A 13,317-nucleotide genomic window follows, 5' to 3' on the forward strand; every position below is an offset into this window, starting at 1 on the left:
TGGGTCGGCTGCTTTTTTTGTTGCCATTTCGTTACAGTGAAACCGTGATGAAACGGCAAGGCGCCTTGATGTGGCGCCAGAGGATGGAACCGCTATGGCAACCTTTTACACCGCCCACCAGCCGGATGCTGACGGGGTGATCCACTACAGTAACGAGGAGCATGGCACCTGGCAGATCCTGATCGAACGTCAGTTCGCCGCTCTCGATGGCAAGGGGTGTGACGAGTATCTGGCCGGTCTCGACAGACTGGGGCTGCCCCGTGATCGCATCCCCCAGCTGGCCGAGATCAACGCCGTCTTGCAGCCTGCGACCGGCTGGTTGGTGGCGGCGGTGCCTGCGCTTATCTCGTTCGATCGCTTCTTTGCCCTGCTGGCCAACCGCCAGTTTCCGGTAGCGACCTTTATCCGGCGGCGGGACGAGCTCGACTACCTGCAGGAGCCCGATATTTTTCACGAGATCTTCGGCCACTGCGCCATGTTGACCAATCCGGCCTTTGCCCACTTCACCCACCTCTACGGTCAATTGGGGCAGCAGGCGAGCAAGGAGCAGCGGGTCTCTCTGGCACGGCTCTACTGGTTCACCGTGGAGTTTGGCCTGCTGGCGACACCTGACGGGCTGCGTATCTATGGCGGCGGTATTCTCTCCTCCATCGGCGAGACTGCTTATGCCCTCTCCGGCCAGCCGCTGCTGCAATCTTTCGATCTGCTGACCGTGCTGCGCACCCCGTATCGCATCGACATCATGCAGCCCACCTATTTTGTGCTACCGAGTCTCGATCATCTCTATCGGCTGACCGGGGAGCAGATCATGGCAGCTCTGACTGAGGCCAGTCGGCTTGGCCTCTATCCGCCGCACTTTGAGGTTGCCAGCGGCAAGCAGGCGAGCTGACCACAGGCAAATAACCCTATTTCATATTCATTAATTTTTCATTAATTCAAGCAGGAGTAACCCATGTCCGAACTGGCCAGCCAGCAATGTGAAGCGTGCCGTGCCGATGCCCCCAAGGTGAGCGATGAGGAGCTGCGCGAGCTGATGCAGCTTATCCCCGACTGGCAGCCGCTGGTGGTGGAGGGGGCGCTGCAACTGCGGCGGGAATTTACTTTTCGCAACTTCAAGGAGGCGCTGGCGTTTACCAACCGTCTGGGCGAACTGGCGGAGGCGGAGTTTCACCATCCGGCCATCCTGACCGAGTGGGGTAAGGTGACCGTCAGCTGGTGGACACACAAGATCGGCGGATTACACCGCAACGACTTCATTATGGCAGCGCGCACGGATCAATTAATCAGCTGACGATGTGCGCAAACCGTGACTCGTGCTGGTTTGGGCCTGCCTGCGAAAGCGGGGCGGGCCCGCATTTTTATGGGCTGGCGCTCGCACTGGGGGGATCGAGACTGTATTATCCGCTCATTCATAGAGTTAGCTAGGAAGTGTGTCCCGAATGCGTCTTGAAGTCAGCTGTGAAGACCGCCTGGGCCTGACCCGGGAACTGCTCGACCGCCTGGTGGAGCACAATATCGATCTGCGCGGCATCGAAATCGATACCTCAGGCATCATCTATCTCAACTTTCCCGAGCTGGAGTTCAGTGATTTTCAGCATCTGATGCCGGAGATCCGTCGCATTCCCGGCGTCTACGACGTCAAGACCATCCCCTACATGCCCTCCGAGCGTGAGCATCACGAAATCGAGGCGCTGCTCAAGGCGCTGCCGGATCTGGTTTTCTCTCTCGACAGCAAGGGCAAGGTGACCCAGGCCAACCAGTCGGCCCTCACCACCCTCGGCTTGCCGGTGGAGGAGGTGCGCGGCGTGGCGCTCGGTTCGCTGGTCAAGGGTTTCTCCTTCACCCGCTGGCTGGAGGCGAGCGAGATCAAGCCGCAGACCTGCAAGCTCAGTTTCAATGGCGAAGAGTATCTGGCAGATCTGATGCCGCTGTTCGTGGCAGAAGCCCGCGGCAAGCAGGCGCTGGCCGGGGCCGTGGTGGTGCTCAAATCTGCCCGTCGGGTCGGCCTGCACTTCAGCGCGCTTCATGCGGTGGAAGTGGGGGGCTTCGAGCATCTGCAGGCCGAGAGTCCCAAGATGAAAGAGGTGCTGTCGCAAGCGCGCAAACTGGCGATGCAGGACGCGCCGCTGCTGATTGTCGGCGAGACCGGCACCGGCAAGGAGCTGTTGGCCCGCGCCTGTCACGGTGCCAGCCTGCGCTCCAGTCACCCCTTTATGGCCCTCAACTGCGCCGCCATGCCCGATAACGTGGCCGAGAGTGAGCTGTTTGGTTATGCCCCCGGCGCCTTTGGCAATAACACCGAAGGCAAGCGCGGCGTGCTGGAGCTGGCCAGCGGCGGCACCCTGATGCTGGACGAGATCGGCGACATGTCTCCCCATCTGCAAACCAAGTTTTTGCGGGTGTTGCAGGATGGAGTATTCCGCCGGGTCGGTGACGAGCAGGAGGTGAAGGTCAACGTGCGTTTCATCTGCACCACCCAGAAGCAGTTGCTGGATCTGGTGCATGAGGGAACCTTCCGTGAGGATCTTTACTACCGCCTCAACGTACTGAGTCTGGCGCTACCCCCCCTGCGCGAGCGCAAGGCGGACATCATGGTGCTGGCCCAGCAGTTTGTCTCCCGCTTTGCCAGCGAATTGCAGCGGCCCCGTCCGCGCTTTACCCGCAACATGGCCGACTACCTGACCGCTTACCGCTGGCCGGGCAACGTGCGCCAACTGCGCAACTGTCTCTACCGCGCCATGACCCTGCTGGAAGGGGATGAGCTGGGGCCGGAGCAGATCGATCTGCCGGTGGCGGCCGACACCGCGCCGCTCATCGACGAGTGGTTCGAAGGGGATCTGGACGATGCGGTGAAGCGCTTCGAGAGCCAGCTGCTGGCCCGGCTCTATCCTGCCTTCCCGTCAACGCGCCAGCTGGCCAAGCGCCTGGGCGTGTCGCACACCGCCATCGCCAACAAGCTGCGGGAATATGGTATCAGCAAGAAGTGAGCTCGCGCTTGATGCCTGCCATCACAGAGCCCGTCACCAGACGGGCTCTTGCGTTTATTGACACTGCGCCCGAAAACGAGGGCAGGGGAGAGTTGTCAGAGCAGCATAAGCCACCTTACTATCAGAGTTCATTTACCCGAACCGCAGTGCCACTGCTGCGGTGTTGTCAAGGCGGCCAGTACCCGATCATGCTGTTACTCGTTTTCCCCCGTCCCCTTGCTCGTCTGGCGCTCCTGTTGGTGGCGTTCGGGCTGCTGCTGCCCCGCGCACTGGCGGAAACGGCGGCGGAGAGCCGGTCGATGGCCGTCAGAGAGCTGGTGCTCGATATTCTGAGCTACACCCGCTGGCCCACCGAACCTGCGGTGCTGCGCATGTGCGTGGCGGCGCCGACCGAATATGCTGGCGCCCTCTTTACCATCGATCGTCAGGCCAATGGCCGCGCCGTTCAGGTCAATCGTTACGAGGCGAGCGACCCCGCCATCAGCGACAACTGCGATGTACTCTATCTTGGCGTGCTCGATGAACCGACCCGGCTTGCGCTATTTGCCCGCCTGCAGGGCCACCCTGTGCTCAGCATCAGCGAATACAACCACGACTGCTCCACCAGCTCGGTGTTCTGTCTGCAGGCCTCGCCACAGAGCGAGCGGGTGCGCTTTAACGTCAACCTCGATGCCCTGGCGCTCAGTGGCGTGCGAGTGCATCCCGCCGTACTCAAGCTGGCCCATGCCGACAAGGGGGTCCCATGAGACGACAGGTGAGCGCGGCTCCCCGCCGTCTGACCCTGCGTCAGAGCCTGGGACGAACCCATCTGGTGGCTGCCATCACAGCCGTCAGTGTGGCGGGACTCTTCTTTACGCTGGTTGCCCTGCTGGTGGTGCGCTTTTACGCCGCCCACAATCTGGAACTGGTCGCCCGCGCCATCAGCTACAGCGCCGAGGCGGCGGTGGTGTTCCACGATGAGGAGGCGGCGAGCGAGGCGCTCGGCGGGATTGTCGCCCACGAGGAGGTCGCCGAGGCTCGCATCGTCCTTACCGATGGGAAACCGCTCGCCAGCTGGGTGCGCCCCAGAAGCAATCCGCTGGTGACGCTCGAAGACTATCTGGCCCAACTGCTGATGCCGGGGCCGGTCAAGACGCCCATGCTGCGGGGCGGCGAGCAGATCGCCACCATCGAGTTGCGCGGTCATGGCGAGTACCTGCTGCTGTTTTTACTCTCGGCACTGCTGGCGATGGTGGTCTGTCTGGTAGTGAGCGCCCTGGTGGCACTCTATGTGGCTGGCCGGATGCAGGTCTCCATCACCTCGCCGCTGCGCAAACTGGCACGGGTTGCCCACTCGGTACGCCGGCAACGCACCCTAGGGATGCGGGCGCCACCGGCCGATATCGTTGAGCTCAACGAGCTGGGGGATGACTTCAACTCCCTGCTGGATGAATTGCAAGCCTGGCAGGCTCAGCAAGCCCGCGAGAATGCGAGCTTGCTCCATCAGGCGACCCACGATGCCCTCACCGGTCTGCCCAATCGCGCCCTGTTTGAAGCGCGACTCGCGCAGGCTATCTCCCTCGGCGAGCAGGAGGGGTTTGCGCTGCTCTATCTCGACTGCGATCGCTTCAAGCAGATCAACGATACCTTCGGCCACAATGGTGGCGACGATGTGCTGATCGCGCTCTCGAGACGGATACAGCATCAGTTGCGTCCGGACGATCTGGTGTTTCGCCTCGGTGGTGACGAGTTTGCGGTGCTGGTTGGCCCGCTCCAGCGACAGCATGAGGTGGAAGAGGTGATAGGCCGCATCCAGCAGGCGATGAGCGAGCCGGTGGCGCTGCGTGATGGCCGTCAGCTGGTGGCCGGGGTGAGCATCGGCTTTGCCATCTATCAGGCGGGCATGAGTGCCAGCGCCTTGTGTGAGCAGGCCGATGCGGCCATGTATCAGACCAAACGGGGGCGTCACAGAGAGCCGGACACGCTGGCTCAACAGGCATGAACAACATAGAAAAAGAGAGGAGCAAACCATGAAGATCACCCACCTGTTGAAAGTCACCCTGCTGGGGTTGATGTTGTCGCTGCTGGCCGGTTGCCAGAGCGCGCCCAAGGGGTTGACCGCGGAGCAGATTGCCGTGCTCAAGGAGCAGGGCTTTTATCTGACCGATGAGGGGTGGACGCTGGATCTGGCCAACCGGGTGCTGTTTGCCAACAACGTGGGGGCGCTCAATCCCCAGACTCGCCAATCCGTGGAAAAGCTGGGCAAGACCCTGCTGGGTGTTGGGCTGGACAAGGCGCGGGTGGATGGTCACACCGACAATACCGGCGAGAGCAGCTACAACCAGCAGCTCTCCCTGAAGCGGGCCCAGTCGGTGGCCGATGTGCTGGTCTCGGTCGGTATGAAACCTGCCAATCTGGAGATCCATGGCCGTGGCGAGACCATGCCGCTGGCGGATAACAAGACCAGAGAGGGGCGGGCCGCCAACCGCCGGGTCGCCATCGTCATCAGCGATCAATAACCCCTTCTCAACGTTTGTCATCCATAAAAAGAGCGCCATCAGGCGCTCTTTTTGATCGCGACAGCTGGGGTCGCGGGGGCATGTGGTGCGGGATTACTGCGCGCTATTTTGCCCGTTATTGTCGTGATGGCTGCGCAGGCGGATGTTGATCATCTCTACCACCAGCGAGAAGGCCATGGCGAAGTAGATGTAGCCCTTCGGAATGTGCAGATCCATCCCCTCCGCCATCAGGGCGAAGCCCACCAGGGTGAGGAAGGAGAGAGCCAGCATCTTGATGGTGGGGTGGGCATCGACGAAATCACCGATAGATTTGGCGGCGAACATCATGATGAAGACGGCGATCATGATGGCCAGCACCATCACCGGCACGTGATCGGCCATGCCGACCGCGGTGATCACCGAGTCGAGACTGAACACGATATCCAGAATGGCGATCTGGATCAGGGTGCTGATAAAGCCCGAGGCCGCTTTGCTGACGCTCTCCGGCTCGGCTGCCCCTTCCAGGGTGACGTGGATCTCATGGGCACTCTTGCCGATGAGGAACAGGCCCCCCAGCAGCAGGATCAGGTCGCGGCCGGAGATGGCTTCACCCAGCACGGTGAACAGCGGATCGGTGAGGCGCATCACCCAGGCGAGCGAGAGCAGCAGCAGGATCCGGGTACCCATGGCGAGCCCCAGACCCAGAATGCGCGCTTTCTGACGCTGCGCCTCCGGCAGGCGACCCACCAGGATGGAGATAAAGATGATGTTGTCGATACCGAGCACGATCTCGAGCAGGGTAAGGGTGGCGAGTGCGACCCAGGCAGAGGGATCAAGAACCCATTCCAGCATGATTGAACCTTGGTTGAAAATTGGTTGGAAAATTGAAGCAGCGCATTCTAGCAGGGGCGCCAGCGCTTGTCCCTGAGGGGGGAAAAGATAAAAATGGTGGCCATCGCAAGGGAGGCAGGCATGTTTCGATTAGGGTTCATCATCAATCCGGTCGCTGGGATAGGCGGCGCAGTGGGGCTCAAGGGCAGTGACGGGGTGGTGGCCGAGGCGCTGGCCCGAGGCGCGGTGCCCAAAGCGCAGGAGCGGGCGCGGCAAGCCTTGTTGCCACTGTGCGAGTTGACGGCACCGTTCGAGCTGCTGACGGTGGCGGGAGAGATGGGGGAGGCGGTGGCCCGCGAGCTGGGATTGCCCTGTCGGGTCATCTATCAACCGGTCGGAGAGAGCACCTCGGCCGATGACACCCGCCACGCCGCCGAGCTGATGCGCGAAGCCGGGGTCGATCTGCTGCTGTTTGCCGGTGGTGATGGCACGGCGCGGGATATCTGCGCGGCGGTGGGGGAGTCTTGCCATGTGCTCGGCATTCCGGCGGGGTGCAAGATCCACTCCGGCGTCTACGGGGTGACGCCCGCCGCCAGCGGGCGGGTGGTGGCGCGGATGATCGCAGGGGAACTGCTCAGCCTGATCGATGCCGAGGTGCGCGACATCGACGAAGAGGCGTTTCGGTTGGGCAAGGTGCGGGCCCGCCACTACGGCCAGCTGAAGGTGCCCGGCGATCTACGTTATATACAAGCAGTCAAGCAGGGGGGCAAGGAGTCCGAAGAGCTGGTGCTGGCGGATCTCGCAGCCGGTGTGGTGGAGCAGATGGAGCCCGACACCCTCTATCTGATGGGTTCCGGCAGCACGGTGGCGGCCTGCATGGCAGAGCTCGGTCTGGAAAATACCTTGCTCGGTGTGGATCTGGTGGAAAATGGCCGACTTATCGGGCAGGATCTCAGCGCCGCCGAGATCCTGACCCGGATCCGCGGCCGTCGCTGCCGACTGATCATTACCCTGATCGGCGGACAGGGACATCTGTTCGGGCGCGGAAATCAGCAATTGAGTCCAGAGGTGATTCGGTGTGTCGGGCTGGACAATATCCAGGTGCTGGCAACCAAGGCCAAGCTTGCCGCTCTTGCGGGCAGGCCGCTGCTGGTGGACACCGATGATCCCGAATTAAACCGGGCGTTGCGTGGATATTTGCGAATAACCACGGGATACAAGGATCAGGTCATCTACCCGGTGGCCAACCCGGAATAGGACGCCAGGGATGCTGCTGGCCTGGCGCCAGAGAGCCGCAATCAACCGGATTGCGGTTCCATACCCCCGAATTTTTTGCCGCAAATGAGGCTGCGTTACATGACGATTCACGATTTTGAGCACAAGTTGTTGGGACTGATCGACAGCATGGTTGCCACCGCAACCGACGATGAGCTGTTTGCGGGGGGTTACCTGCGAGGTCATATCTCATTGGCCGTTGCCCGGGCCGAGCTGGAAGGCAAGACCCTGGTGCGGGACGTCAAGAGCTATGTGTTGCGCAGCCTCAACGAGGCCATTTTGCAAGGTGAGCTCTCCGAAGAGGATGAGAAACTGGTGCAGGCAATGTGGATTCGTTTGCAACAACAGGCAGAAGCTTGATCGGATACACAGTTCAAACAGAAGTTTGAGTTTATTCTTCCCTGAAGTTAGTGAAAGGTTAATAATAAGTTTCGCCTTTTGTTTCAGGGATTAAACTATGGCCTCCTCCTCACGCATTGCCAATAAACTGCCGCTCGAGATGCTCTATCACTGGGAGCGGCAGTGTCCTGATCGAACCTACCTGCGTCAAACCATCAACCGCGAATATGTCGACTTCACCTGGGGTGAAGTGGCCGATGAAGCGCGGCGGATGGTGACGGCCTTGCGCCACCTCGGGCTGGTGGCCGGTGACAAGGTGGCGCTGCTCTCCAAGAACTGCGCCCAGTGGTTTATCGCCGACCTGGCGATGCAGATGGGGCAGTATGTGAGCGTGCCCATCTATCCGACGGCCAACGTCGATACCATCGAATATGTGCTGCGCCACAGCGAGGCCAAGGCCATCTTCGTCGGCAAGCTGGATGACTGGAAGAGTCAGGAGGCAGGCGTGCCTGCCGATCTGTTGCGCATCGCCTTCCCCTACGACACCATGCCAGCCAGCCACCAGTGGGACGACCTGCTGGAAGCGCACGAGCCCATTGCGGACAGCCCGGTGCAGGCCCCTGACGCCCTGTTGAGTCTGGTCTACACCTCCGGCAGTACCGGCAAGCCGAAAGGGGCCATGCTGAGCGTCGAGCGCTACGCCTGGTCGTGCGAGAAGCTGGTGGAAACGGTGGGGCTGTGCGCCAATGATCGCGGCTTCTCCTACCTGCCGCTGGCCCACATTACCGAGCGGGTCTATGTCTACGGCGGCAGCCTCTATGGTTGCGCCGAAATCGCCTTCCCCGAATCCCTCGACACCTTTATCGAAGACGTCAAGCGCTGCCGTCCCACCGTCTTTATCTCGGTGCCGCGGCTATGGGCCATGTTCCGCATCAAGATCCACGAGAAGCTGCCCCAGAAGAAACTGGAGTTGCTGCTCAAGATCCCGCTCATCTCCGGTCTTATCAAACGCAAGCTGCAAAAGGGGTTGGGGCTGGATCAGGCCCGTGTACTCGGCTGCGGCTCGGCGCCGGTCTCCCCTGCGCTGCTGCAGTGGTATCTGAGCATCGGCCTCAAGGTGACGGAAGCCTGGGGCATGACCGAGAACCACGCCTACTCCACCATCAACTACCCGTTCCGTGCCGACAAGATTGGCACCGTCGGCAAGGCGGGGATCGGGGTGACCATCAAGATCTCCGACGAGGGGGAGATCCTCTGCCGCTGCGAAGGGATGATGCTCGGTTACTACAAGGATCCCGAGCACAGCGCCGAGGCCATCGATGCCGAGGGGTGGCTTCACACCGGTGACATGGGCAAGCTGGACCGGGAGGGTTACCTCACCATCACCGGCCGGATGAAGGATGTGTTCAAGACCGCCAAGGGCAAGTATGTGGCACCGGTGCCCATTGAAGGGTTGCTGGGGCAGGAGCCCATCATCGAGCAGCTCTGCGTAATCGGTTATGGCATGCCCCAGCCCATTGCGCTGGTGCAGCTGGCCGAGAGCGCCATGAAGGGCAATCGGGACGAGATCAATGCCAGACTGGAGGCGGCGCGGGTGCGGGTTAACGATCAGCTGGAGTCCCATGCCAAAATTCGCGGCATTCTGGTGGTGAAGAGCCCCTGGAATATCGAGAATGGCGTGCTGACCCCCACCATGAAGATCAAGCGTCACCTGCTGGAGCAAAAATATGCCCATGTCGGGGATCGCTGGCCCTCATCGCAAGTGGTGGTGTGGGAGGAGTAAATCCCTCTGTTCTCGACATCGCGATATCAGACAACAACGGCCCTTGATGGGCCGTTGTTCTGTTTGGGGCTTGGTGACGAGCCCCTGTGTTGAAGGTTGCCGCAAAGGCGCCGCTGGCTAGATCAGCGCCAGCGCGGCGGCCAAGTCGGCGATCAGATCGTCGGCATCTTCCACCCCGATGCTGAAGCGGATCAGATCGTCATTGACCCCTGCGGCAAGGCGGCTCGCCTCGTCCATGGCGGCGTGGGTAGTGCTGGCCGGATGGCAGGCCAGACTCTCGAGATCCCCCAGGCTCACCGCCTGCACGAACAGCTGCAGGTTGTCGAGCAGGGTGGCACAGTGGGCAAACCCTCCTTCAAGTTCAATGCTCACCATGCCGCCAAAGCCGCTGGCGAAGGCGCCGAGGGCATCGTGGCCCGGATGGTTGGCAAGGCCCGGGTAGATCACCTTCTTCACCGCCGGGTGGGCGGCCAGAAACTCGGCCACCTTTTGCGCATTATTCAAATGGGCATCCATCCGCAGTGGCAGAGTCTTGACCCCGCGCTGCAGCAGGTAGGCCTCCTGCGGGCCGATGGGGGAGCCAATATGTTTGAGGGCCACGGTGCGCACTGATTTCATCAGCGCGTGAGAGCCCGCCACCACCCCGGCAATGATGTCGCCGTGGCCGCCCAGATACTTGGTGCCGCTGTGCATCACGATGTCGATGCCAAGCTCGAGCGGACGCAGCAGGTAGGGGGTAAGGAAGGTGTTGTCACACACGGTGATGGCGCCTACCTTGCGGGCCGCCTCTACCACCAACCGTGGGTCCACCACCTTGAGGGTGGGGTTGGTCAGGGTTTCGAACAGTACCACCTTGGTGGCGGGACGGATGTTGGCCAGCAGATCCCGATCGCTCTCGTAGGCGGTGACCTTGATGCCGGCACGGCTGAAGGTCTGCTTCAAGAAGGCATCGGTGCCGCCATAGAGCGGGCCGATATAGGCCACCTCATCGCCGCTGTCGGCCAGCGCATACATGATGGCGCTGACCGCCGCCATGCCGCTCGCGACTACCAGCGCTTCATCGGCACCTTCGAGCGCCGCCAGTTTCTGCTCCAGCTCGGCGGTAGTGGGGTTGCCAAAGCGGCTGTAGATAAAGCCCGGTGCCTGACCGGCGAAACGTTCCTTGCCCGCCTGAGCGTTGAAGTAGCTGAAGGTGCTGCTCTGATAGAGCGGGGTGGTGAGGGCGCCGGTCTGGGGATCGATCCGCTGGCCGCTGTGTACGCTCATGGTCTTGAATTTCATCGTATTACTCCGTTCGGGCCAGCTGTTGGCCCTGATGTTCCGTGTTTAAAATCGGTATGAAGGGGCGCCGCTGGCGTCCCTCTCGGTGACTTATTCTCTCGGGTGATAGCCATCCCCCCGCGGGTTCAGGCGATTTCCCGCTCCCGCTGCGACCTTGGTTGCGATGGTGCGGCATCGTTGTTGGCATAGGGAGCAGCATAGTGACGCGCCGCTACATCCGGGTGGGAGCGCAGCCGCCCCTTGAGTACGTTTTCTCCTACCTGATAGAAGAGCGGGTTGGTCGGGTCACTCTCCGGCCCTTGCGCCTGCGCCGCCAGCTCGGGGGAGAGGGTGAGCAGTGGCACGGTGGCATCGAGCCGCGCCGCCATAAAGAAGGCGCAGGAGAGGCGCGAAACCCCGGGCGGCGGGCTCACCACCCGATGCAGGGTCGCCTTGAGATAACCGTTGGAGGCAAGCTCCAGCAGCTCGCCGATATTGACCACCAGCGCCCCCGGCAGGGGCGGTGCGGAGATCCAGCCATCGGCCGTCTCGACCTCCAACCCTGAGTGATCGTCCTGCATTACCAGGGTCAGGTAGCCGGGATCCTTGTGGGCGCCGACCCCCTGACTGCTGCCGCCCGTCTCTTGTCCCGGGTAGTGAATGAGCTTCATGTGCTGGTAGGGGGCGCCACGGATGCTGTCGTCAAACACCCCGACCGGCTGTTCCAGCACCTCGGCGAAGGCGGCGAGCAGGGTGAGGGTAATATCGCTCAGTCGCTCCTGCCACCCCAGCAGATGGGCTTTCATCTCGGGCAGGGCGGTCGGCCACTGGTTGGGGCCGATCAGCCGCTGCCAGGGTTCACGGATCTGCGCCGCAGGCAGGGCCTGCGCCTCATTCATGATATCGAACTGCTCCCGCAGATCCGGTCGTTGGCGGGTCAGCTCGGCACCGACCCGGTTGTAGCCGCGAAAGTGGGGGCTGTTGACCATCTGCACCGCCAGCTTCTCCTGCTCCGGCAGAGCAAAGAAACGCTCTGCCAGCGCCAGGGTTTCCCGCTGGTCGGTCTCGCTCAGACCGTGTCCTGTCAGATAGAAAAAGCCCACATCACGGGCAGCTACCGCCAGTTTGGCCAGCATAGGGTGACGCTGGTCGGGCGTCCCCTTGAGGGCGGCCAGATCGATGATCGGCAGTGATGACTGTTCCATGTACACCTCCTCACTCTTTCGTTATCTCTGGCGCCATCTCTTGCACGGCCTCCGCTGTTGGCAGGCCTGATGAGCGGCAAACGGGTGGCACGACAGCACGGCGGTATGTGCTTGCTGTATGGCGCCATCTGGAATGAGGGTGATGCTACTGTTCGGTGTTATAAGACGGAAACAACAAATTATTCTTAGTTATATACAAAATTCGAAATGGAATTCGGTGCTTGATGGGGTGGCTGTTTATTGCGCAGCCGTTGAGGGGGGGGAGGGGAATGATAAGGGGAGGAGGGGCAACCAGAGGCAAGCTGCTAGCGGCAAAATGCCAAAAACAGAAGGGAGGCTGATGCCTCCCTTGTGGTTTAGCGGTTTTTCACCTGACCGGGGTAACGGGGGAGTGACCGCGAATATCTGGCCTGAATCACCCGCGGTTCTCAGTAACCCAGGGTAAAGCGCTGGCGCAGGTGAGCCGGTTTTTCCGCCTCGTTCAGCACGCCATCGGCCAGATCGCCAACCGTGATCCCGGCAGGTTGTTCGCCACTGAACAGCACCTGATCACCCCCCATGCGATAGCCGCCGCGCTTCTCGCCGGGTTCCAGGAACACCGGGGGAGAGACAAAGCGCCAGTCGAGGGCGGTTTCACGGCGCAGGGCGGTGAGACCGTCACGGGCGGCCAGGGCCCCCTGTTGCCATTCGGTCGGGAATTCCGGGGTATCCACTAGTTGTACGCCGGGAGCAACCTCCAGACTGCCAGCTCCACCGACCACCAGCAGCCAGCCATTGATGGCTTTGGTCGCCTCGACAATGGCGCTGGCCCCTTTGAGGTACTGGTCGTAGATATCCGGCGCACTCCAGCCCGGGTTGTAGGCGCTGATCACCCGATCGTGCCCCTTGAGCACCTCGGCCAGCGCCTGAGGGTTCTGGGCATCCACCGCCACGGCAGTGACCTGCGGATGAGCGGCCACCTTGCTGACATCGCGAACGATGGCGGTGACGTGATGGCCGCGGCTGACGGCCTCGTTCAGGATGGCTGAACCGACAAAACCGCTGGCACCGATCAGGGCAATCTTCATGGGAAACTCTCCTTCACTGTTGGAATGGGGCTATCCTACGCCCCCGGATGTGATTTAATAATCACCGCAAAAATGCATTCACTTATAAGCTGG

General features: G+C 61.5%; 13 protein-coding genes. 9 read left to right on the forward strand and 4 right to left on the reverse strand.

The window, feature by feature from the left end; translation table 11 throughout:
* Window positions 1-94: 94 nt before the first annotated feature.
* The 6 genes from phhA (at window position 95) to OKC40_RS00985 (ending at window position 5,485) form a co-directional block, all read left to right on the forward strand.
* Window positions 95-889 (forward strand): phenylalanine 4-monooxygenase, encoded by a 795-nt coding sequence (gene phhA, locus OKC40_RS00960; protein ID WP_270793850.1) that lies wholly within the window; start codon window positions 95-97, stop codon window positions 887-889.
* Between the two features lie 63 nt (window positions 890-952).
* Entirely contained in the window at window positions 953-1,291 is a 339-nt protein-coding gene (locus OKC40_RS00965; protein ID WP_058051632.1) for a 4a-hydroxytetrahydrobiopterin dehydratase, read from the forward strand.
* Window positions 1,292-1,439: 148 nt separating this feature from the next.
* The gene (gene tyrR, locus OKC40_RS00970) at window positions 1,440-2,987 is read left to right on the forward strand and encodes a transcriptional regulator TyrR (protein WP_058051631.1); all 1,548 of its coding nucleotides are present in this window, start codon (window positions 1,440-1,442) and stop codon (window positions 2,985-2,987) included.
* Window positions 2,988-3,175: 188 nt separating this feature from the next.
* Complete coding sequence (locus OKC40_RS00975) at window positions 3,176-3,733, forward strand: YfiR family protein (RefSeq protein ID WP_270793851.1); 558 nt, start codon at window positions 3,176-3,178, stop codon at window positions 3,731-3,733.
* Complete coding sequence (locus OKC40_RS00980) at window positions 3,730-4,968, forward strand: diguanylate cyclase domain-containing protein (protein WP_234664755.1); 1,239 nt, start codon at window positions 3,730-3,732, stop codon at window positions 4,966-4,968. Before OKC40_RS00975 ends, OKC40_RS00980 begins: the two co-directional genes overlap by 4 nt.
* Window positions 4,969-4,996: 28 nt before the next feature.
* Window positions 4,997-5,485, forward strand: a complete 489-nt coding sequence (locus OKC40_RS00985) for an OmpA family protein (RefSeq protein WP_042657590.1) — start codon at window positions 4,997-4,999, stop codon at window positions 5,483-5,485.
* A gap of 93 nt (window positions 5,486-5,578) precedes the next feature.
* On the opposite strand, the gene OKC40_RS00990 is transcribed toward OKC40_RS00985, so the two are convergent.
* Window positions 5,579-6,316, reverse strand: a complete 738-nt coding sequence (locus OKC40_RS00990; RefSeq protein ID WP_005352619.1) for a TerC family protein — start codon at window positions 6,314-6,316, stop codon at window positions 5,579-5,581.
* Window positions 6,317-6,436: 120 nt separating this feature from the next.
* On the opposite strand from OKC40_RS00990, the gene OKC40_RS00995 reads away from it, so the two are divergent.
* The 3 genes from OKC40_RS00995 (at window position 6,437) to OKC40_RS01005 (ending at window position 9,692) form a co-directional block, all read left to right on the forward strand.
* On the forward strand, window positions 6,437-7,552 hold the full coding sequence (locus OKC40_RS00995; protein WP_270793852.1) for an ATP-NAD kinase family protein: 1,116 nt from the start codon (window positions 6,437-6,439) through the stop codon (window positions 7,550-7,552).
* A gap of 99 nt (window positions 7,553-7,651) precedes the next feature.
* Window positions 7,652-7,930 (forward strand): YfcL family protein, encoded by a 279-nt coding sequence (locus tag OKC40_RS01000; RefSeq protein ID WP_042062259.1) that lies wholly within the window; start codon window positions 7,652-7,654, stop codon window positions 7,928-7,930.
* Between the two features lie 97 nt (window positions 7,931-8,027).
* Entirely contained in the window at window positions 8,028-9,692 is a 1,665-nt protein-coding gene (locus OKC40_RS01005) for an AMP-binding protein (protein ID WP_270793853.1), read from the forward strand.
* 117 nt (window positions 9,693-9,809) lie between these two features.
* Here OKC40_RS01005 and OKC40_RS01010 read toward each other — a convergent pair whose 3' ends face one another.
* From OKC40_RS01010 to OKC40_RS01020, 3 genes are all read right to left on the reverse strand, one after another.
* On the reverse strand, window positions 9,810-10,973 hold the full coding sequence (locus OKC40_RS01010) for a trans-sulfuration enzyme family protein (RefSeq protein WP_270793854.1): 1,164 nt from the start codon (window positions 10,971-10,973) through the stop codon (window positions 9,810-9,812).
* A gap of 125 nt (window positions 10,974-11,098) precedes the next feature.
* On the reverse strand, window positions 11,099-12,157 hold the full coding sequence (locus tag OKC40_RS01015; RefSeq protein ID WP_270793855.1) for an isopenicillin N synthase family dioxygenase: 1,059 nt from the start codon (window positions 12,155-12,157) through the stop codon (window positions 11,099-11,101).
* 428 nt (window positions 12,158-12,585) lie between these two features.
* The gene (locus OKC40_RS01020) at window positions 12,586-13,224 is read right to left on the reverse strand and encodes an NAD(P)-dependent oxidoreductase (RefSeq protein WP_139709485.1); all 639 of its coding nucleotides are present in this window, start codon (window positions 13,222-13,224) and stop codon (window positions 12,586-12,588) included.
* Between the last annotated feature and the right edge of the window lie 93 nt (window positions 13,225-13,317).

This window comes from Aeromonas sp. QDB11, assembly GCF_027705265.1.
Taxonomy (GTDB): domain Bacteria; phylum Pseudomonadota; class Gammaproteobacteria; order Enterobacterales; family Aeromonadaceae; genus Aeromonas; species Aeromonas allosaccharophila.